We start from the raw sequence: 19,454 nt of genomic DNA on the forward strand, positions 1-19,454 counted from the left end.
AGTAGCCAATGATCCGCCGCGCCGCAGCGTTACTGGCCCTGACCGGGCTGGCCCTGGCGTTTCCGTCTGCAAACGCGTCCGCAAACCCGGCCGCCGACCCGTACTCGCCGGTCATGGTCGTCCTGGACTCGTCGGGCTCGATGAAGGCCCGCGACGCCGGGGGCACAGGCACCCGGATGGACGCCGCCAAGCGCGCGGTCGCCACGATGGTCGACGGGCTGCCGGCTGAGTCCCAGGTCGGGCTCACGATCTACGGCGCGGGCACCGGCTCGGCCGGCTCCGAGAAGGCGGCGGGCTGCCGCGACGTCCAGGTGGTCCAGCCGGTCGGCACCGTGAACAAGCCGGCTCTGAAGGCCGCCGTGGCCCGTGCGCAGGCCCGCGGCTACACGCCGATCGGCCAGTCGCTGCGGGTCGCCGCCGCGCAGCTGCCGAAGGAGGGCCAGCGGTCGATCGTGCTGGTGTCCGACGGCGAGGACACCTGCGCCCCGCCGCAGCCGTGCGAGGTCGCCAAGGAGCTGCACAGGCAGGGCATCGACCTGCACGTCCACACCATCGGCTTCAAGGTCGGCGCGGCCGCCCGCGCGCAGCTCGCGTGTATCGCGCAGACCACCGGCGGCACGTACCACGACGCCGACGACGCCAGCACGCTGACCGGCGTACTCGGTCGCGTCACCGAGCGGGCGCTGCGGCACTACGAGCCGGTCGGCAAGCCGATCACCGGCACCAACGACCCGACCACCGCGCCGACGGTCGCCCCGGGCCAGTACATCGACACGCTGAACTCGCAGGAGGAGCGCTTCTACGCGGTCGACCTGAAGCAGGGCGAGACGCTGTACTTCGCCGCCACCGCGATCTTCCCGCGCGGCAACGTCCGCGACGTCGAGGCGCTGGACATCCGGATCACCGGTCCCGGCGGCGCCGACTGCCACAAGCGCGAACGCGAGCTGCACACCCGCGCCAAGGCCGACGGCGGCAGCGTCAGCACCGTACTGCGCTGGGACCAGCTGGCGGACGACAACAACCAGAGCACCTGCGACGAGCCTGGCCGCTACGTACTGCGGGTCACCCGGGACAACAAGGGCCTCGACCGGGTGCCGATGGAGCTGCTGGTCCGGGTCGAGCCACCGGTCACCGGCGGGAAGGGTGAGCCGGCCGCGGCCACGCGGGTCGAGTTCGCGAACCAGCCGGCCGGTGCTGGACAGGCGATTCGCGGCGGCGGGTCCTTCAACGAGGCGACGACGCTGCCGGGACCGGGGCGGTACGGCGAGACCGTGTACTACGGCGAGCAGCTGTTCTACCGGGTGAAGCTGGACTGGGGCCAGGGGCTCGCCTTCCGGGTGACGTACGCCGGGGTGCCGGACGCGGAGACCGTGAACATCGCGACCTCGCTGTACAACCCGGTCCGCGACGAGATCGACAGCGACACCACGGCGTACACCGGGGAGACGAAGGTTCTGCCGTTCAACGGGAAGCCGCTGTCGACGACACGGGTGCTGTACCTGAACCGGGACGGGAACGATGCCGCCGTACGGAAGATGGCGGTCGACGGCTGGTACTACATCATGGTCAAGCTCGGCGCGGCCGACGGCGCGGGCGGCGTACCGATCAAGCTCGACGTGGCGGTCGCCGGCACGAAGGTGAGCGGGCCTGAGTACGGCGCCTCCGGTACGACGCCCAGCCCGACCCCCACCGAGCCGACCGAGACGCCCACCGCGGCGCCGACGTCGCCCGACAACGGCTCCGGAACGGCGAGCGGCCCGACCGAGGAGCGCGCCTCCACGGACGAGGACTCCGGCTCCGCCCTCCCCTGGGCCATCGGAGGCGCCGCCGCGTTGCTCGCGGTAGCCGGCGTCGCGATCGCCCTGATCCTCCGCAACCGCCGCCCACAAACCCCAGGCCCCCAAGCGCCAGGCAACTACGGCCAGGCTCCGGCTCACCACGGGCCGAGCCAGCACGGGCCGGGCCAGCACGGGCCGGGCCAGCACGGGCCGGGGGGTCAGGGGCCGGGTTGGCCTAACTGATCTTGGTCCAGCGGTACGACGAACCCTGCTGGCGGCACTCGACCCGGGTGCCGTCAGCAGCCGTTTCGATCGTCCCGACGACCTGCCACCCGCAGGGTCGACCAGCCTGAACACCAGGATCCGCAGACCGCGCCGCCGGCGTTACCGAACTCGACCCGGTGATGCCCGTACCAGGTCCACCAACAGTCGTCGCAGTCTCAGACGCTCCGCCGCCAACCCCCTCAGGCGACGACGAGGTACCCCCGGACGGAGCCCGGCCCCCGAACGGACCAAGCCCAGCCACGAGCGCAGCACCCCCACCGACAATCGCCACCACAGCCACCACAGCCGCAACACCCCCACGCCCCCGCAACCCCCACCGCGCACCCGCACCCCCGTCGCGTACGCCATCCGCACCAGCCCCGGCGGATCCGTCCCCTCCCACGCCCGCATCCGATCCCGCCCCCACGCCAGCGGTAGCACCTGCTGCCGCCGTACCCGCTCCTTCTGCCGCCGTACCCGCTCCTTCTGCCGCGCCCGGGCCCGTCGGTGCGTCCGGACGCGCAGGTGCGCCCAGGCCTACCGGTGCTGCTGGTACCGCCGACGCGTTCGCGCCTGCCACTGCGCCCGGTGCGGCGAATGCGCCTGCGGGATCCGGTGGTTCGGGCAGGGGAAGTGTGGGGCGGGGTGAGGCGGTGTGCGGGAGTACGGCGGTGGATGGGAGTGGGGGTAGGTGGTCGAAGACCTCGATGGTTTCGCCGTCTGCGGTTCGGGTCGGGGTTTCGAGGGGGACGGACAGGGCGGGGGCCAAGGCTTTGAGGGCCTCGGCTGCCGAGGTTGGGCGGTTTGTGGGGTCGGGGTCGGTCAAGTGCTGTACGACGGTCCAGATGAGGGCTGCGACATCCGCCAGCGGCCCAGGTAGAGCAGTGGCGTCCGCTGGGTAGGTGGGTAGGGCTCCGTGTTCGGGGGGTTCCGTGCCGGTTAGTAGTTGCCAGGCGGTTACTCCTGCGGCGTACAGGTCCTGTTTCGGGGACAAAGCGGCGCTGGTGTAGGTCTCGGGTGCCAGGTAGCCGGGTGTGCCGACGATTGTGCCGTGGATGGTGAGGCGGGGCTCGCCGAGGGCGATCGCGATGCCGAAGTCGGTCAGGCGCAGCATCGGGCGGTCGGTGCCAGTTGCCTCGAGCAGCAGGTTGGCGGGCTTGACGTCGCGGTGCAGCACCCCGGCCGTGTGGATCTGGTCGAGCGCGCCCAGCAGCTGGCTCAGCAGTTCCGCCACCAGCCGCGGCGGCAGCGGTCCGAAGTCCGACACGAGCGTCGCCACCGAACCGCCGCCGACCAGGTCCATCGCGAGCAGCGCCATGTCGTCGTCCGACGCGGAGCCGTACGGCGTGAGGATGTTCGGGTGGTTCAGCCGGCGGCACTGCTCGCGCACGAACCGCAGCAGCGCCCCGGCGTCGCGTTGCCGCAGTACCTTGGCCGCGCACAGCCGTTCCTGCCGCCGGTCCCACGCCCGCCACACCGTCCCGGCTCCACCGACCCCGATCGGGTCGAGCAGCTCGAACCGCCCGGCGAACACATCCGCCACCCCGTGGACCTCCTAGCTCCTCAGCCGTTCGACGCACACCGTAGTACGTCGAGGGCTGAGGAGCCTGCTCAGGAGAAGTCGGCGGTGAAGTCCGCGGTGTTCCACTGCTGCGGCTGCATCACGTAGACGAGGTCCGTCTCCGGCCCGCCGGCAGCCTCCCACTCCTTCGTGTACGCCGTACCGAAGTCCTCGCCGAGGTACCGGATCGCCAGCGGGAGCAGGTCCTTCGCGGTGTCTGGCGAGCGGATCTCGGTGACCGGCCCTTCGACGGTCACGTACTGGTACGGGGCCGCCTCGGACTGGACGACGAGCACGAACCGGCGGGCGGTCTCGAGTGCGACGCCCTTGCGGGACTTCGCGCTCATGATCACGGTCACCCCGGTCTCCGGCGAGTAGTCGTACCACACCGGCGCGCTGACCGGCGCCCGCTCCGGGTCGTCCGACGTCACCGACAGCACACCGACGCGGACATCGGTCAGGAAGGCCTCGCGCGCGGCCCGGGTCATACGGTCTGGCATCCGAATCCCTCTCTTCTAGGTCGTTGACCTAATTGTAGGTCAACGACCTAGAACCCGGTAAGGTGCCGGGATGACGACCTCGTTCAGCGACCGTGGAGCGGCCCGGCGCGACGCCGTCCTCGCCGTCGCCCGGGAACTGCTGGTCGAGGAGGGGTTCGACCAGTTCGTCCTGCGGCGCGTGGCGGCGAAGGCGGGGATGAAGCTCGGCAACCTGCAGTACTACTTCGCGACCCGCGACGACCTGCTCGAGGCGCTGATCCGCGCCGAGTTCGAGCACGACCTGGCCGCCGTACGACGCGCCACGAACGTCGACGGCCTGACCGAGGCAGCCCGCGCCCTGGTCCGCAACTGGACCACCGGAGCCGGCACCGTCTTCGGCACGATGTCGCTGCTCGCGTACCACCACACACGCTTCCGCGAGCTCAACCACGAGATCTACGAGGCGTTCTACTCCGAGCTGGGCGTCCTCATCCGCCGCGTCTCCCCCGACCTGCCCGACCAGGAGATCCGCATGCGCGCCCGGCTCATCACCTCGGTCCTCGACGGAGTAGCCATGCAGATCCACGCCGGCGCCACCAACCACACCACCCTGACCAAACGCGCCGCAACCCTGGTCACCACCATCGCCACCGACCGGTGACGAACCGCTCAGCCGATGCCCTTCAGGAGTTGGCGGGCCATGACGATGCGCTGGACCTGGTTGGTGCCTTCGTAGATCTGGGTGATCTTGGCGTCGCGCATCATGCGTTCGACCGGGTAGTCGTGGGTGTAGCCGTAGCCGCCGAGGAGTTGGACGGCGTCGGTGGTGACGGCCATCGCGACGTCGGAGGCGAAGCACTTGGCGGCGGCGCCGAAGTACGTGAGGTCACTGTCGTTGCGCTCCGAGCGGGCCGCGGCGGCGTACGTGAGCTGCCGGGCCGCCTCGATCTTCATGCCCATGTCGGCGAGCATGAACTGCAGGCCCTGGAACTCCGCGATCGCCTTGCCGAACTGCTTGCGCTCCTGGACGTACCCGAGCGCGTAGTCGAGCGCGCCCTGCGCGATCCCGAGCGCCTGGGCGGCGATCGTCACCCGGGTGTGGTCGAGCGTCTGCATCGCGGTCGCGAACCCGGTCCCCGGCTCCCCGATCAACCGATCGGCCGGGATCCGCACGTTGTCGAAGTACACCTCGCGGGTCGGCGAACCCTTGATGCCGAGCTTCTTCTCCGGCGCCCCGAACGACACGCCCTCGTCGGACTTCTCGACCACGAACGCCGAGATGCCCCGCGACCGCGCGTCCGGGTCGGTGACCGCGAACACCGTGTAGAAGTCCGAGACCCCGGCGTTGGTGATCCACCGTTTCACGCCGTTCAGCACGTACCCGTCCCCGTCCGCGACGGCCCGCGTCTTCATCGAGGCCGCGTCCGAACCCGCCTCGGGTTCGGACAGGCAGTACGAGAACATCGAGTCACCGGCCGCGACCGGCGGCAGGTAGCGCTGCTTCACCTCGTCCGAGGCGGACAGCAGCAGCGGGAGTGAGCCGAGCTTGTTCACGGCCGGGATCAGCGAGGTCGAGGCGCACGCGCGGGCGACCTCCTCGATCACGATCACCGTGGCCAGCGCGTCGGCGCCCGCACCGCCGTACTGCTCCGGGATGTGCGGCGCGTGGAAGTCCGAGGCCTTCAGCGCGTCGTACGACGCCTTCGGGAACTCGGCCAGCTCGTCCACGTCCCCGGCGTGCGGGGCGACCTTGGCGTCGCAGACGTCCCGCACGGCCTCGCGGATCGCCTGGTGCTCCTCGGACAGCGCGTACAGCTCGAATGAGTTACTCACGAGTCACACAGTACGACGAACCACGCCGCGGCGGAGGGCGTCGTACTCCGAAAGTGACCAAGTACGCACGGGCCGGACATGAGCCGGTCACCGGCCGATAACCACGATGGGTAGAGTCCCGGACATGAGTGAAGCGACGTCCCGTCCGCTGCGGATCGCCGTGATCGGCACCAACTACCTCGGCGCGAACACCGCGGCGGGGATGGCCGAGTTCGGTTTCGACGTGATCGGGGTCGAGATCGACGAGCACCGGCTGAAGCTGCTGAACGACGGCAAGGCCCCGCTGTACGAGCCGGGGCTGGACCCGCTGCTGAAGAAGCACACCGACTCCGGCCGGCTGCGGTTCACCAAGGACTACCGGGAGATCGCCGACTGGGCCGACGTGCACTTCATCTGCGTCGGCACCCCGCAGCTCGAGGGCAGCGAGGCCGCCGACCTGTCGCAGGTGCACTCGGTGGTCGACATGCTGGCGCCGCTGCTGACCAAGCCCACGCTGGTGGTCGGCCGCTCGACGGTCCCGGTCGGTACGTCGACCATCGTCGAGCAGCGGTTCCACGCCGAGGCCCCCGCGGGTACGGCGGTGGAGATCGCGTGGCAGCCCGAGTTCCTCCGCGAGGCGCACGGCGTCGAGGACACGCTGCACCCGGACCGCCTGGTGTTCGGCGTCCAGTCGGAGGCCGCGGAGACCCGGCTGCGCGAGGTGTTCGCCACGCCGATCGACGAAGGTACGCCGGTGGTGGTCTGCAACCTGCCGACCGCGGAACTGGTGAAGGCCGGCGCGAACGCGTTCCTGGCCACCAAGATCTCGTTCATCAACGCGCTCGCCGAGATGGCCGACGCGACGGGCGCGGACGTCACGCAGCTCGCCGACGCGCTCGGGTACGACAAGCGGATCGGCCGCGGCGCGCTGAACGCCGGGCCCGGGTACGGCGGCGGTTGCCTGCCGAAGGACCTGCGGGCGTTCATGCACCGGGCCGGCGAGCTCGGCGTCGAGGAGGTCATCACGCTGCTCCGCGAGGTCGACGACATCAACCAGCACCGGCGCGCCGGGATCGTTGACGTCACCCACGAGATGCTCGGCGGCGAGTGGGTCGGCAAGAACGTCACGGTGCTCGGGGCCGCGTTCAAGGCCGGCACCGACGACGTCCGCGACTCGCCCGCGCTGGACGTGGCCGGCCGGATCCAGCTGCACGGCGCGAACGTCACGGTCTACGACCCGGAGGCGATGGAGAACGCCCGCCGCGTCCGCCCGACCCTGCGCTACGCCTCCACCGCGATCGAGGCCTGCCGCGAGGCGCACGCCGTACTGCACCTCACCGAATGGCCCGAGTTCCGCGCCCTGGACCCGCTCGCCCTCAAGGAGGTCGTCACCACCCCGGTCGTCATCGACGCCCGCCTCAACCTGAACGCCGAAACCTGGCGCGAAGCCGGCTGGGTCTACCGGGCTCCCGGCAAGCCCTAGCTGACCGTCGCCGCCCGGACCACCGGGCGGGTCAGTACGACGCAACCGGCGACGGCTGCCAGCACCGCGATGCCGAGGCACACACCCGTGATGCCGACCGTGTCCACGTCGGCCAGGCCGCCCAGCAGCGGGTTCATCACCATCAATGCGATGTTCTGGCAGAGCACCACGATGGACTGCAGCCGGGACTGGAACTCGCGCTCCACCGAGTTCATCAACAACGGCAGCACGTGCCCGGTGAACGTGCCGACGCCGATCCCGCTCACGACGCCGGCCGCGAACGTCAGCGGCAGCGGGTCGAACACCGACAGGCCGAGCAGGCCGACAGCCGCGAGCAGCAGGCCAAGCGCGGCGACCACGCCCGGCCGGGGAAACGCGCCCCACATCAGGATGCGTAGCGCGATCACCCCCACTCCCAGACTGCGGCTCGCCACGAGCAGACCGGCGGTGGCGGCGTCCCAGCCGTGGTCGCGCGCCAGCAGCGGGAACAGCAACCCGTCGAGCGGCATCAACAGGCCGGCCGCCACGGTCATCGTGATCAGCAGCGCCCGGGTCAACGGGTTGCCGAACGCGACCCGGATCCCGGTGCCGATCGAGCGGAGCATCCCGGTCGGCATCCGCTTCGACGGAGCAATCGTCTTCCGGAGCACGATCAGGACGATGATCATCACGCCGAACGTCAGCGCGTCGAATCCGCCCGCGGCCCGGAGCCCCGCCCAGCTCACCAGCACACCACCGATCGCCGTACCGGTGACGGCGAAGACCACCCCGGTCACCTGGAAGCTCGCGAGCGCCCGCGGCACCTGCTCCGGCGGGACCAGGAGCCGCGGCATCGACCGCGACGACGGCAGGAAGAACGCGTCGATCGAACCGACCACGATCGCGAGGATCACCAGCAGCCACACGGGTTCCCCGACCGCCAGCGTGGCGGGGACGAGGGCGCCGGTGACCAGGAACATCGCCGTGCAGCTGGCCAGGAGGACTCGGGGGGCTCCGTAGCGGTCGCCTACGGCGCCGCCTACCAGGAGAAGGATGGCTCGGGGGGCGGCGGCGAGGAGGAGGATGAGGCCGGCGACGCTGCCACCGTGCCGGGTGGCGGACCAGCCGATGGCGAAGCTCATCGTCAGGTCGCCGAGGAGGGACACGGCGGCGCCGAACAGCCAGATCCAGTAGCGGACCGGAATGCGCTGCGTATCCGATTCAGTGGGCGGAGTCACGATCGACGACCTTAAACGACAACCGATGGGATCTCATGACTACCCGCCCCGTCCTGTGGAAACCAGCGACAACCTCAGCCTTTACGCAACTCTGCCGCCCCGTCACGCACCGTACTGCCCTTGCCGCGCGCCAGCTCGGCGAGCGACTCCTGGAACCCGAGCATCCGGTCCCGCAGTTTCTCGTCGGACGCGGCCAGGATCCGGACCGCCAGCAGGCCCGCATTCCGAGCGTTCCCGATCGAGACCGTCGCAACCGGAACTCCGGCCGGCATCTGCACGATCGACAGCAGCGAGTCCATCCCGTCGAGGTACTTCAGCGGTACCGGTACCCCGATCACCGGCAGCGGTGTCACCGAGGCGAGCATCCCGGGCAGGTGCGCGGCCCCGCCGGCTCCGGCGATCAGTACCTTGAGCCCGCGCTCGTGCGCTGACCTTCCGTAGTCGATCATCTCGGTCGGCATCCGGTGCGCCGACACGACATCTGCCTCAAAGGGCACGTCGAACTCGGCGCACACCTCGGCCGCGGCCTTCATCGTCGGCCAGTCGGAGTCCGACCCCATCACGATTCCAACGGACATGTCTTCCCTTACTCGTCGATGGTGCCGGTGAGGTACGCCGCCGCGTGCCGCGCGCGTTCCCGGGTCGCTTCGAGGTCGTCGCCGTACGCCGTCACGTGGCCGACCTTGCGCCCCGGTTTCACCGACTTGCCGTAGAAGTGGACCTTGAGGCCCGGGTCGCGGGCCAGGCAGTGCAGCAGGCCGCGGTGCATGTCGTCGACGTCGCCGCCGAGCACGTTGACCATGACGGTGTACGGCGCCCGCGCGGCCGGCGAGCCGAGCGGGAGGTCGAGAACCGCGCGAAGGTGGTTCTCGAACTGGGACGTGACCGCGCCGTCGATCGACCAGTGGCCGGTGTTGTGCGGGCGCATCGCGAGCTCGTTGACCAGCAGCCGCCCGTCACGCGCCTCGAACATCTCGACCGCGAGCACACCCACGACGCCGAGCTCGCCGGCGATCCGGAGCGCGGTCTGCTGGGCCTGCGCCGCCTTCTCCGCGGACAGGCCGGGCGCCGGCGCGGTCACCTCGACGCAGATGCCGTCCTTCTGGACCGACTCGACGATCGGGTACGCGACGGCCTGGCCGTGCGGCGAGCGGGCGACGATCGCGGAGAGCTCGCGGACGAAGTCGACCTTCTCCTCGGCCAGGATCGGTACGCCGCTGCCGAACGCGGCCGCGACCTGCGGGTCGTCCGGGCCGTCGACGAACCAGACGCCCTTGCCGTCGTACCCGCCGCGGGTGGTCTTGAGGATGACCGGGAAGCCGCCGACCCGCTTGGCGAAGTCCGCCACGTCGGCGGCCGTCGCGACCACCTGGTGCGCGGGCGCCGGCGCGTCGAAGGTGTCCAGCCGGGCGCGCATCACGGCCTTGTCCTGGGCGTGCACCAGCGCGTCCGGACCGGGCCGGACCGCGACGCCGTCGGCCTCGAGCGCGTGCAGCAGGTCGGTCGGGACGTGCTCGTGGTCGAACGTCACCACGTCGCACTCGGCGGCGAACCGACGTACCGTCTCGGGGTCCTTGTAGTCGCCGACGGGCGCGTCCGCGACTGCCTGCGCGGCCGACACCGTGTCGCCCTCGGCGAGCACGCGGAGCTGGATGCCGAGCGCGACGGCCGTTTCCTGGGTCATCCGGGCCAGCTGGCCGCCGCCCACCATGCCGACCACCGGCGTACCGACGGGGAGATCCTTGCGATCGAACTTCACAGCGGTGAGCCTAATGTCCATACATCATGGACCGTACGGCGGCCGTCGCGGCACGCGGGCGATTTCGGGGTAGGACCGCCAGCCGGGTACCGTGGGAAGCTGCCCCTGTCGCGATCCGATCACAGAAGGTCCCGAACCCCGTTGAAGCTCGTCACCACGCTGTACCGCCAGTTCCAGCACCTGGTGCACGAAGTCGCCAAGTTCGGAGTGGTCGGACTGCTCGGACTGGTCGTGGACCTGCCGATCTACAACTGGCTGGTCTTCAACAACCCGCTGGTGCTCGCCGACTCCGGTGTCGGCATGCTGCACCACAAGCCGCTGACGGCCAAGTTCATCTCGGTGACGGTCGCCACGATCGCGACGTACCTCGGCAACCGGTACTGGACCTGGAGGCACCGCGAGCGCTCCGGCCTGCACCGGGAGTACGTGCTGTTCTTCGTGCTGAACGGGATCGGCCTGCTGATCGCGGCCGGCTGCCTGGCGTTCTCGCGGTACGTCCTCGACCTGCACACCTGGCTGTCGGACAACATCGCCGCGAACTTCATCGGCCTCGGCCTCGGCACGCTGTTCCGGTTCTGGTCGTACCGGAAGTTCGTGTTCCGCGAGGAGATCGCCCTCGAGGAGGCCGAGCACACCCCGGCCCCCGACTCCCCGGCCGAACTCGACGGCGAGACGACCGGGGACCTGCCGGCCGTGCGCTGACCCGTAAACTCCCGCGCCTTTGTCGGTGCCGCATGTGAAGATGCGGAGATGACCGAGATCGAGGTGCGGACGGCGACGGCGGCGGAGTTCGAGGCGGTGGGGGCCGTGTTCGGCGGGGCGATGATGTTCGAGCCCACGCTGGACGACCTCGGTCGGCAACTGTTCGAGCCCGAGCGGACGCTGGCGGCGACCGAGGACGGCGAGATCGTCGGGACGACACGGGCGCTCACGCGCGACCTGTCCGTTCCCGGGGCGGTGGTCGACGCGGCTCATGTGACCGGGGTCGGCGTTCGCGCGACGCACCGGCGGCGCGGGGTGATGTCGCGGCTGATCGGGCAGCAGTTGCGTGAGGTGCCGGAGGCGATCGCGGTGCTGTGGGCGAGCGAGCCCGCGATCTACGGCCGGTTCGGGTACGGCGCGGCCGCCTGGGGCACGAACTACGAGGTCGACCTGCTGCGCCTGGGTGCGCCCGCGGAGCGGATCCGTCCGGGCGCGCTCGGCGTACTGACCGCCGACGAGGCCCTCAAGGAGCTTCCGGCCGTACTGCGCCGCGTGCAGGACCAGCGGCCGGGCGTGTCGGGGCGGTCGGAGCTGCGCTGGAAGGGACGCCTGCAGGACAAGCCGGACGACCGCGGCGGACGGACCGCGCGGCAGATCCTGGTGCACCGCGACGAGGCCGGCACCATCGACGGGTACGCGCTCTGGCGGGGCAAGATGAACTGGGAAGCGACCGGCCCGGCGAACGAGGTGTTCCTCGAAGAGCTGGCCGCGCCGGACATCACGGCGTACAAAGCGCTCTGGCAGCACCTGCTGACCATGGACCTGTGCGCGAAGCTGCACTACGGTCACGCGGCGGTGGACGAGCCGATCCAGCAGCTGGTCAGCACGCCGACCGCGCTGGACCGCCGCGTGAGCGAGTCGCTGTGGGTCCGCATCACCGACGTCCCACGGGCCCTCCAGCAGCGCCGGTACGCCGTACCGCTCGACGTCGTCCTGGACGTGACCGACGAACTGATCGAGGCCAACACCGGCCGCTTCCGGCTGACCGCGGACGAGTCATCGGTCAGCTGCGAGCGCACCGACGCGGCACCCGATCTCAGCCTGTCGGTGACCGAACTGGGCGCGACGTACCTCGGCGGCCGGCCACTGGCCGAGTTCGCCGCAACCGGCCGCGTCGTCGAGCACACGCCGGGCGCGCTCGCGCAGGCCACCGCGGCCTTCGGCTGGCCGATCGCGCCGGTAAGCGTCGAGATCTTCTAGCGGTCGTCGCCCGAGCTGAAGATCGTGCCGTCGTCGGGCCGCGGCTGCTCCTGCTGCTGCGGCCGGCGGCGCATGTGCTCCGGGGGCTGTTCGTCCTCGAGGATGCCGTCGCCGGGCCTGCCCTCCGGGCCGCCGAACAGCAGGTCGGACATCTGCAGGTGGACGTGCTCGACATGCGGTACGTCGGGCAGCACGACCTGGCCGCGCTCGCCGGCGGACTCGATGTGCAGCGTGCCGCAGCCGAGGATGCGGTCGATCAGCCCGTGCTCGTAGGAGACGTCGTTGATCCGCATCAGCGGGATGTCCCGGCCGGTGCGGGTGAGGATGCCGTGCCGGGTGATCAGCCGCCGGTTGGTGATCGTGTACGTCGAGAAGAACCAGTTCAGGAACGGCTTCAGCGCGAAGGTCGCCAGCACCACCACGCCGACCGCCAGGATCGCGATCCGGGCCGGCGTCTGCAGCGACCCGGGCGGCACGATCGCGGCCAGGAAACCACCCAGGCCCGCCACCACCAGCAGCAGGAAGACCGGGCCGATCAGCGCCTTCCAGTGCGTCCGGGTGCTGACGACGACGTACTCGTCCTCACCCAACAACTTCGCCGAGATCGCCATGGCCCCAGTCTCACAGGTGGCGGGTTCGGTTGTCCCCTCCCGACACGATCGGGCCGGAAAGATGGTTTAACACTTCACAAAATGCATACAGTGAGCGAGTATGCGCGAGGGGTCGTCAACTGGGGGACGAGAGGAAGCCGTGATGGCAGTCTTGTCGATACTCGACCGGGAGCACACCGTCGCACCGCCGGGTTACAGCCGCTGGCTGATCCCACCGGCCGCGCTGGCCGTCCACCTCTGTATCGGCCAGGCGTACGCGACCAGTATCTACAAGACCTCGCTGGTGAAGCACTTCGACACCAGCCAGACCGCGGTCGGCGTGGTGTTCAGCATCGCGATCGTCATGCTCGGCCTGTCCGCCGCCGTCGGCGGCACCTGGGTGGAACGCAACGGGCCGCGGAAGGCGATGTTCGTCGCGGCCTGCTTCTGGGCGTCGGGTTTCCTGGTCGGCGCGCTCGGCATCGGCACCGGCCAGCTCTGGCTGGTCTACCTCGGGTACGGCGTGATCGGCGGCATCGGCCTGGGGATCGGGTACATCTCCCCGGTCTCCACGCTGATCAAGTGGTTCCCGGACCGGCCGGGACTCGCGACCGGCCTGGCGATCATGGGCTTCGGCGGCGGCGCGCTGGTCGCCAGCCCGCTGTCACGGCAGCTGCTCGGCCTGTACGACGCCGGGTACGACCCGGACGTCAGTACGTCGGTCGCCGGCGGCGGGGCGCTGGTCGGGCTGTTCCTGACGCTCGGGATCGGCTACTTCGTGATCATGATGTTCGGCGTCTTCAACATCCGGGTGCCCGCGGACGGCTGGGCGCCGGCCGGGTTCGACTCGGCGACCGTGCGGCAGAAGGCACTCGTCACCACCGGCAACGTGTCCGCGGCGAACGCGATCCGGACGCCGCAGTTCTGGCTGCTCTGGGTCGTGTTGTTCTGCAACGTGACCGCGGGGATCGGCATCCTCGAGCAGGCCAGCCCGATGATCCAGGACTTCTTCCGCGGTCCTGGCAGCACTGACGGGAAGTCCGCCGTCGCCGTCGCAGCCGCCTCCGGGTTCGTCGGGTTGCTGTCGATCTTCAACATGGCCGGGCGGTTCGGGTGGTCGTCGACGTCGGACGTGATCGGGCGCAAGCCGATCTACGCGATGTACCTCGGCGTCGGGATCATCGCGTACACGCTGCTGGCGAGCGTCGGCGACACGAACACGGTCGTCTTCGTACTGCTCGCGGCGGTGATCATCTCGTTCTACGGCGGCGGGTTCGCGACGGTTCCGGCGTACCTGCGGGATCTCTTCGGGACGTACCAGGTCGGCGCGATCCACGGGCGGCTGCTGACCGCGTGGTCGGCGGCCGGGATCGCCGGGCCGCTGATCGTCAACGGGTTCCTGGATCGCGAGGGCAAGCCGGGGACGTTGACCGCGGCGGCGTACCGGCCGGCGTTGTTCACGATGGTCGGCGTGCTGGCGGTCGGGTTCGTCGCGAACCTGCTGATCCGCTCGGTGTCGGAGCGGTTCCACGAGAAGTCGGAGACCACGGTGGAGGCCGCACGATGAACCAGACCCCACGCCTGGTGATCTCCTGGCTGCTGGTCGCCGTCCTGCTCGGCTACGGCATCGTCGAGACGCTGCTCACCGCGGTGAAGATCTTCACCGAGTAAAAACGATCAAGTACGACGGGGCGTCGGGCGGCACCATGGTCGGCATGACCACTGACGCGTTCGCCGCCTTCGTCGAGGTGCTGGCTGGTGCGCTGGACGAGCACGAGGCGACGACGGCCGAGTTGGCTGCGCGGGTGCGGCTGTCGCGGTCGCACCTGGATCGGCTGGTCGAGGCGGCGGCGGGTGAGCGGCCCGGCCAGCTGCGGCGGCGGATCCTGCTCGAGCGGGCGGCGTACCGGCTGCTGACCGGGTCCGGGAGCATCCTGGACGTCGCGGTCGAGGCCGGGTACGGGTCGCACGAGGCGTTCACGCGGGCCTTCAGCCGCGCGTACGGCGTACCGCCCGGAGAGTGGCGCGGACACCCGGACCGGATCCGGCTGGACGCGCCCAGTGGTCTGCATTTCCACCCGCCGAACGGGTTGCGGGTGCCGGCCAGGGACGAGGTGAGTTCGATGGATCTGATCAGGACGATGGTTGACCATCACATCTGGCTGCTGCGCCGGATGCTCGGGCAGGCGGCGACACTGTCCGACGAACAGCTCGACCAACCGATCACGATCTCCGTCGAGGGCATCGACGACGATCCGACGCTGCGCTCTTTGCTGTCCCGGTTGGTCGGCCAGCTCGGCATGTGGCACGCGAACCTCGCGGGCGAGACGTACGACTTCGCGATCGAGCAGGGCGAGAGCGTGCAGAGCATGCGCCGCCGGCTGGACGCAGTCGGCCCGGCGTTCGCGGCCGAGGTCGGGGAGCTGTGTACGACGAACCGCCTGGACGAGCTGATCGTCTGCCCCGGCGGTGACAAGGTCGAGGTCTACACCGCCGGCGCGATGATCGCCCACGTCCTCACGTTCGCGTCGTACCGCCGAACGCTGGCCGTCGGCGCCCTGCACGACGCCGGTTGCGACGACCTCGACAGCGGCGACCCGATCCGCTGGATCAGCTGATGGCCGGCCGGTTGGTGGCCGTGAACGTGGTCCACGAGCTGATCCGCGGGCCGACGCGCTGGACGGCGATCGACAAGCGACCGGTGACCGGAGCAGTCGAGGTCGGTGAGCTGGGACTGGTCGGCGATCGGCAGTGCGACACGCGGTACCACGGCGGGCCGGACAAGGCGCTGTACGCCTACGCGGCCGAGGACGCCGAGTGGTGGGCGGCGGCGCTGGGGCGGGAGATTCCGCCGGGGCTGTTCGGGGAGAACCTGACGACGCGCGGACTGGACGTCACCGGGGCGTTGATCGGCGAGCGCTGGCGGATCGGCGGGATCCTGGTCGAGGTGCGCTCACCACGTACCCCGTGCGGGAACCTGTCCGGGCGGATGGAGATCAAGCGCTTCCACCAACGCTTCGCCCGCAGCGGCCGGGTCGGCGTCTACCTGAAGGTGCTCACAACTGGTTCGATCCAGGCCGGCGACCCCATCGAAGTAGTCAGGCTCGGCGCAGGTGGGTGACGTCGCCGGCGGCCAGTGGTCTGGGGCCGTCGGGGGTGTCGACGATGAGGCGGCCGTCGTCGGCGAGGTCTCTCGCGGTTCCTTCGAGGAAGGTGCCGTCAGGGAGTTCTACGCGGACTGCCTGGCCGAGCGTGGCGGACAGTTCGCGGTACTCCGGGAGGATCGTCTCCGGGTCGCCGCCCGCGTCCACCCACGAGTGGTAGCGGTCCGCGAGTTCCCGCAGTACTGCGGCCATCACCGTCACCCGGTCGGTCGTCGACGCCTGCTCCAACGCCAGCGACGTCGCCGCCTCGTGGGGCTTCTCCGCCTCGCGCAGTGTGACGTTGAGGCCGATCCCGACCACCGCGGCCGGCCCCTCGACACGCTCCAGCAGGATGCCCGCGAGCTTGCGGCCCTCGACCAGTACATCGTTCGGCCACTTCACCTGCGCTGGCACCTCGGCAACCTTCCGCACCGCGGCCGCCACCGCCAGCGGCACCAGCAATCCCAGCCACGGCCACCGGGCCGCGTCGACGCTGTTCGGGCGCAGTAGTACCGACATCAGCAACGCGGAACGCGGCGGCGTGGTCCACGTACGCCCCAGCCGCCCCCGGCCGGACGACTGGTACTCCGCAGCAATGACCAGGCCTTCAGCCTGACCAGCTGCGGCCGCGGCTGCCACAACAGCGTTCGTCGACGGCGTCTCCGCGAGTACGTCGATCTGCGTCCACAGTGCACCAGGACGCACCAACCGCCCCCGCAGGAACTTCTCGTCCAGCGGGGGCCGATCCAGGTCGCTGTAGCTCATCCGGTGTTCTGCAGACCCGCGGCGACACCGGAGACGGTCAGCAACAGCAGCCGACGGGTGCGGACGATCTGCTCCTCGTCCAGTGAGTCATCGGTCCGCAGCGTCCGCAACGCCCGCAGCTGCAGGTAGCTGAGCGCATCGACGTACGGGTTGCGCAGCTCGACCGCACGCCCCAGCACGCGACGGCCCTGCAGCAGGCGTTCCTGGCCGAGCACCTTCAGCACCCACTCGGTGGTGAGCTCGTGCTCGTCCAGCATCTGCTTGGTCAGCTCGGGCCGGTCGCCCAGCTCCAGGTAGCGGCCGAGGATGCGCCGGTCCGTCTTGGCCAGCGACATCTCCGCGTTCTCCAGCATCACCTGGAACAGCGGCCAGTTCTGGTTCGCGTCCCGCAGCAGGTCGACGTCCCCGACGGCTGCGAGCGCAGTACCGAGGCCGTACCAGCCAGGCGCGTTCACCCGGGCCTGCGACCAGGCGAACACCCACGGGATCGCCCGCAAGTCCTCCAGCGACGACACCGCGACACCACGCCGCGCAGGCCGCGAACCGAGCGGCAGCTGCCCCAGCTCCTCCAGCGGGGTCACGGTGCTGAACCACTCGGCAAACCCGTCAGCCTTCACCAGCCGGTGGTACGCCGTACGCGCCGCCTCGTCGAGGGTCTTCTCCACGACAGCGAAACGATCCGCCGCCGCTGCGGCCCGCTCCTCGATCGCCGGGGTGGACGCGAGCAGCGTCGCCGCCGTCACCTGCTCGATGTGCCGCTGCGCGATCGCCGCGTTGCCGTACCGCGCCGGGATCGCCTCACCCTGCTCGGTGAGCTTGAACCGCCCGGCCACCGACCCCGGTGCTTGAGCCAGTACGGCGCGGTTGGCCGGGCCGCCGCCCCGCCCCAGCGCGCCACCGCGGCCGTGAAACAGTGTCAGCCGGATCGCGTTCCGCTGCGCCCACGCGGTGATCCGCGCCTGCGCGTCGTACAGCGCCAGCGTCGCCGACACCGGGCCGACGTCCTTCGCCGAGTCGGAGTACCCGAGCATGACCTCGAAGCGCCGGTCGTTCGCGGTGAGCCGGTGCCGGACCCGGGTCAGCTGGATCGCGTTGTCCAGCACCTCCACCGAGTTCTGCAGGTCCTCACCGGTTTCGAACAGCGGTACGACGTCCAGCTCGATCGGACGCCCGTCGAGCGCGGCATCGGCCAGCTCGTACACAGCGGCGAGGTCACCGGCGTTGCGGGTGAACGAAACGACGTACCGACGGCAGGCCTCCGGGCCGAAGCGCTGCTGGATCTGGGCGATCACCCGGAGGGTGGCGAGCACCTCCTCTGTCTGGTCCGACAGCTCGCCTCCGCCGAGCACCTCCTCCAGAGCCTTCGCATGCACGGAGGAGTGCTGGCGGATCTCCAGCTCGGCCAGGTGGAAGCCGAACGAGTTCACCTGCCAGATGAGCTGCTGCAGCTCGCCGTACGCCTGGCGTGGCGCACCTGCGCTCACCAGCGAGTCCTGCAGGACCTTGAGCTCGTGCAGGAAGTCGGCGGCCCGCGGGTACCCGAAGTCGGCGTCGCGGGCACGGGTCGCGGCCAGGCGGCGCGCGGCCAGCAGCAGGAGCTGGCGGTGCGGCTCGGAGGGCGAGCGGGTCTCGATGTCCGCGATCAGCTCGGGGTTGACCGCGCGGGCGTCCTCGAGGATCCGGCGTACCGGTGCGGACGGCGGCGTGGTCGCGGCGTCCAGGGTCAGCGCCCGGCCGAGCTCCTCGGTCGCCTGCTCGAGCGCCCGCAGCACGTGGTCGGCCTGGATCTGCATGGCCTCGCGGGTGATCGCCGCGGTGACGTTCGGGTTGCCGTCGCGGTCGCCGCCGATCCACGAGCCCAGGTGCACGAACGGCGCCACCACGGGCGTCCGCGTCCCGGCCTCGTCCCCGGCCAGCGCGTCGTCGAGCCGCCGGTACACGTTGCCGACGACATCGAACAGCGTCTCCTCGAACACCGCCATCGCCGACCGCACCTCGTCCAGCGGCGACGGCCTGCTGGTCCGGAGTTGCGACGTACGCCAGAGGACGTCCACCTGCTCGACCAGGCGGCGGCGGTTCTCCGCGAGGTCGCTGTCGCCGGCGCGCGGGTCGTGGCGCTCGTCGAGCAGCGAGCTGATGCGGCGGATCGTCGCCAGGACGGCGCGCCGCCGGGCCTCGGTCGGATGCGCGGTCAGCACCGGGCGGAACTCCAGGCCGTTGAGCAACGCGCGGGCCTGCTGCTCGCCGCTGTCGCGGGCGATCTGCTCGACGGCCTGCGCCAGCTCGGACACGACCGCCTCGCTGCCGGCCCGGTCGCGCTCACGCAGCACGCGGGCGCGGTGCAGCTCCTCGCTGAGGTTCGTCAGGTGGAAGTAGCAGGTGAACGCGCGGGCGACGTCCTCGGCACGCTCGTGCGGCCAGGACGCGACCAGGGCCTCGGCCGCCGCGCCATCGCCGGCGATGGTCAGCTCGCGGAGCTTCTCGACGTCGTCGAGCAGCGGCTGACCGGCGTACTCGACCAGGACCTTGCCGAGGATCTCGCCGAGCAGGCGGACGTCGGCCCTGAGTTCCTCAGGCACCTCGAACCGCGCGCGGGTACGGGTCTCACTACCGGTCTCGCTCACGTTCGCCCACCCTATCG

General features: G+C 70.4%; 17 protein-coding genes. 8 read left to right on the plus strand and 9 right to left on the minus strand.

What is annotated here, in order from left to right; all coding sequences use genetic code 11:
• Positions 1 to 8 precede the first annotated feature (8 nt).
• Positions 9 to 2,021: a VWA domain-containing protein gene (locus ABN611_RS04515; RefSeq protein ID WP_350278488.1), complete on the plus strand. Its 2,013-nt coding sequence runs from the start codon at positions 9 to 11 to the stop codon at positions 2,019 to 2,021.
• Here the strand turns inward: ABN611_RS04515 and ABN611_RS04520 are convergent.
• Both ABN611_RS04520 and ABN611_RS04525 read right to left on the minus strand, forming a co-directional pair.
• A complete protein-coding gene (locus ABN611_RS04520) occupies positions 2,014 to 3,585 on the minus strand; it encodes a serine/threonine-protein kinase (RefSeq protein ID WP_350278489.1) in 1,572 nt (523 codons plus the stop codon). The genes ABN611_RS04515 and ABN611_RS04520 overlap by 8 nt on opposite strands.
• A gap of 68 nt (positions 3,586 to 3,653) precedes the next feature.
• Positions 3,654 to 4,103, minus strand: coding sequence for a pyridoxamine 5'-phosphate oxidase family protein (locus tag ABN611_RS04525; RefSeq protein ID WP_350278490.1), 450 nt, complete (start codon positions 4,101 to 4,103; stop codon positions 3,654 to 3,656).
• 70 nt (positions 4,104 to 4,173) lie between these two features.
• On the opposite strand from ABN611_RS04525, the gene ABN611_RS04530 reads away from it, so the two are divergent.
• Positions 4,174 to 4,743 carry a TetR family transcriptional regulator gene (locus ABN611_RS04530; protein ID WP_350278491.1) on the plus strand — a complete coding sequence of 190 codons (570 nt, stop codon included), beginning with the start codon at positions 4,174 to 4,176 and terminating at the stop codon, positions 4,741 to 4,743.
• 8 nt (positions 4,744 to 4,751) lie between these two features.
• Here ABN611_RS04530 and ABN611_RS04535 read toward each other — a convergent pair whose 3' ends face one another.
• Positions 4,752 to 5,915 carry an acyl-CoA dehydrogenase family protein gene (locus tag ABN611_RS04535; RefSeq protein WP_350278492.1) on the minus strand — a complete coding sequence of 388 codons (1,164 nt, stop codon included), beginning with the start codon at positions 5,913 to 5,915 and terminating at the stop codon, positions 4,752 to 4,754.
• A gap of 124 nt (positions 5,916 to 6,039) precedes the next feature.
• Between ABN611_RS04535 and ABN611_RS04540 the strand changes: the two genes are divergently transcribed.
• Complete coding sequence (locus tag ABN611_RS04540) at positions 6,040 to 7,377, plus strand: UDP-glucose/GDP-mannose dehydrogenase family protein (RefSeq protein WP_350278493.1); 1,338 nt, start codon at positions 6,040 to 6,042, stop codon at positions 7,375 to 7,377.
• On the opposite strand, the gene ABN611_RS04545 is transcribed toward ABN611_RS04540, so the two are convergent.
• From ABN611_RS04545 to ABN611_RS04555, 3 genes are all read right to left on the minus strand, one after another.
• The gene (locus ABN611_RS04545) at positions 7,374 to 8,594 is read right to left on the minus strand and encodes an MFS transporter (RefSeq protein WP_350278494.1); all 1,221 of its coding nucleotides are present in this window, start codon (positions 8,592 to 8,594) and stop codon (positions 7,374 to 7,376) included. The genes ABN611_RS04540 and ABN611_RS04545 overlap by 4 nt on opposite strands.
• Positions 8,595 to 8,668: 74 nt before the next feature.
• A complete protein-coding gene (gene purE / locus ABN611_RS04550; RefSeq protein WP_350278495.1) occupies positions 8,669 to 9,172 on the minus strand; it encodes a 5-(carboxyamino)imidazole ribonucleotide mutase in 504 nt (167 codons plus the stop codon).
• 8 nt (positions 9,173 to 9,180) lie between these two features.
• Positions 9,181 to 10,353 (minus strand): 5-(carboxyamino)imidazole ribonucleotide synthase, encoded by a 1,173-nt coding sequence (locus ABN611_RS04555; RefSeq protein WP_350278496.1) that lies wholly within the window; start codon positions 10,351 to 10,353, stop codon positions 9,181 to 9,183.
• A 141-nt stretch (positions 10,354 to 10,494) separates the two neighbouring features.
• Between ABN611_RS04555 and ABN611_RS04560 the strand changes: the two genes are divergently transcribed.
• Positions 10,495 to 11,055, plus strand: coding sequence for a GtrA family protein (locus tag ABN611_RS04560; protein ID WP_350278497.1), 561 nt, complete (start codon positions 10,495 to 10,497; stop codon positions 11,053 to 11,055).
• A gap of 48 nt (positions 11,056 to 11,103) precedes the next feature.
• On the plus strand, positions 11,104 to 12,315 hold the full coding sequence (locus ABN611_RS04565) for a GNAT family N-acetyltransferase (protein WP_350278498.1): 1,212 nt from the start codon (positions 11,104 to 11,106) through the stop codon (positions 12,313 to 12,315).
• On the opposite strand, the gene ABN611_RS04570 is transcribed toward ABN611_RS04565, so the two are convergent.
• A complete protein-coding gene (locus ABN611_RS04570; RefSeq protein ID WP_350278499.1) occupies positions 12,312 to 12,926 on the minus strand; it encodes a PH domain-containing protein in 615 nt (204 codons plus the stop codon). The genes ABN611_RS04565 and ABN611_RS04570 overlap by 4 nt on opposite strands.
• Positions 12,927 to 13,068: 142 nt before the next feature.
• Here ABN611_RS04570 and ABN611_RS04575 point away from each other — a divergent pair, with 142 nt between their 5' ends.
• From ABN611_RS04575 to ABN611_RS04585, 3 genes are all read left to right on the plus strand, one after another.
• Positions 13,069 to 14,472: an OFA family MFS transporter gene (locus ABN611_RS04575; protein WP_350278500.1), complete on the plus strand. Its 1,404-nt coding sequence runs from the start codon at positions 13,069 to 13,071 to the stop codon at positions 14,470 to 14,472.
• Positions 14,473 to 14,620: 148 nt separating this feature from the next.
• Positions 14,621 to 15,523, plus strand: coding sequence for a helix-turn-helix transcriptional regulator (locus ABN611_RS04580; RefSeq protein ID WP_350278501.1), 903 nt, complete (start codon positions 14,621 to 14,623; stop codon positions 15,521 to 15,523).
• Positions 15,523 to 16,026, plus strand: coding sequence for an MOSC domain-containing protein (locus tag ABN611_RS04585; protein WP_350278502.1), 504 nt, complete (start codon positions 15,523 to 15,525; stop codon positions 16,024 to 16,026). Before ABN611_RS04580 ends, ABN611_RS04585 begins: the two co-directional genes overlap by 1 nt.
• On the opposite strand, the gene ABN611_RS04590 is transcribed toward ABN611_RS04585, so the two are convergent.
• Together ABN611_RS04590 and ABN611_RS04595 are read right to left on the minus strand one after the other, a co-directional pair.
• Positions 16,004 to 16,813, minus strand: coding sequence for a biotin--[acetyl-CoA-carboxylase] ligase (locus ABN611_RS04590; RefSeq protein WP_350278503.1), 810 nt, complete (start codon positions 16,811 to 16,813; stop codon positions 16,004 to 16,006). The genes ABN611_RS04585 and ABN611_RS04590 overlap by 23 nt on opposite strands.
• Entirely contained in the window at positions 16,810 to 19,437 is a 2,628-nt protein-coding gene (locus ABN611_RS04595; protein WP_350278504.1) for a phosphoenolpyruvate carboxylase, read from the minus strand. The genes ABN611_RS04590 and ABN611_RS04595 overlap by 4 nt, the downstream gene beginning before the upstream one ends.
• Between the last annotated feature and the right edge of the window lie 17 nt (positions 19,438 to 19,454).

The organism is Kribbella sp. HUAS MG21 (assembly GCF_040254265.1).
Classification (GTDB): domain Bacteria; phylum Actinomycetota; class Actinomycetes; order Propionibacteriales; family Kribbellaceae; genus Kribbella.

What these genes read in the sequence shown, in the direction of transcription:
- ABN611_RS04515 (WP_350278488.1), top strand. Translation starts at nt 9, where the DNA reads ATGATCCGCCGCGCCGCAGCGTTACTGGCCCTGACCGGGCTGGCCCTG.
- ABN611_RS04525 (WP_350278490.1), bottom strand. Translation starts at nt 4,103, where the DNA reads ATGCCAGACCGTATGACCCGGGCCGCGCGCGAGGCCTTCCTGACCGAT.
- ABN611_RS04530 (WP_350278491.1), top strand. Translation starts at nt 4,174, where the DNA reads ATGACGACCTCGTTCAGCGACCGTGGAGCGGCCCGGCGCGACGCCGTC.
- ABN611_RS04540 (WP_350278493.1), top strand. Translation starts at nt 6,040, where the DNA reads ATGAGTGAAGCGACGTCCCGTCCGCTGCGGATCGCCGTGATCGGCACC.
- purE (WP_350278495.1), bottom strand. Translation starts at nt 9,172, where the DNA reads ATGTCCGTTGGAATCGTGATGGGGTCGGACTCCGACTGGCCGACGATG.
- ABN611_RS04565 (WP_350278498.1), top strand. Translation starts at nt 11,104, where the DNA reads ATGACCGAGATCGAGGTGCGGACGGCGACGGCGGCGGAGTTCGAGGCG.
- ABN611_RS04570 (WP_350278499.1), bottom strand. Translation starts at nt 12,926, where the DNA reads ATGGCGATCTCGGCGAAGTTGTTGGGTGAGGACGAGTACGTCGTCGTC.
- ABN611_RS04575 (WP_350278500.1), top strand. Translation starts at nt 13,069, where the DNA reads ATGGCAGTCTTGTCGATACTCGACCGGGAGCACACCGTCGCACCGCCG.
- ABN611_RS04580 (WP_350278501.1), top strand. Translation starts at nt 14,621, where the DNA reads ATGACCACTGACGCGTTCGCCGCCTTCGTCGAGGTGCTGGCTGGTGCG.
- ABN611_RS04585 (WP_350278502.1), top strand. Translation starts at nt 15,523, where the DNA reads ATGGCCGGCCGGTTGGTGGCCGTGAACGTGGTCCACGAGCTGATCCGC.
- ABN611_RS04590 (WP_350278503.1), bottom strand. Translation starts at nt 16,813, where the DNA reads ATGAGCTACAGCGACCTGGATCGGCCCCCGCTGGACGAGAAGTTCCTG.